The organism is Telluria sp. AZSoR62 (assembly GCF_058111565.1).
On record NZ_JBYTST010000349.1, the window covers coordinates 1 to 265 of the forward strand.

Consider the following 265-nt stretch of genomic DNA (forward strand, 5'->3'; position numbering starts at 1 on the left):
TGGTAGTTCTTGGCTGGCTGGTATCCCTTGATGGGGCGAAGGCCCAGCCTCATCATGACGGCCGAGATGTTCTGGTGCTTATACTCGACGGCGGTGCTGGTCCGGTTGTTCAGCAGGGCCAGCAGCCGATCCCGGAACATCGTTTTACTGTAGGGCTGCCCTAGCACTTCCAATCGCAGCATCTCAAGGTAGCTGGCTACGGTTGCCGCGATTTCAGCTGCTGACCAGTCTCTGGCCGTCAAGGTGTTTCGCTCCCGGTGCGCAT

Annotated in this window: 1 pseudogene; it reads right to left on the minus strand. The window is 58.9% G+C overall.

Annotation, left to right across the window (positions count from 1 at the left end):
• Positions 1-242, minus strand: a pseudogene (locus tag AC3XQU_RS24070) (protein NO VEIN domain-containing protein); the annotation flags it as partial.
• Between the last annotated feature and the right edge of the window lie 23 nt (positions 243-265).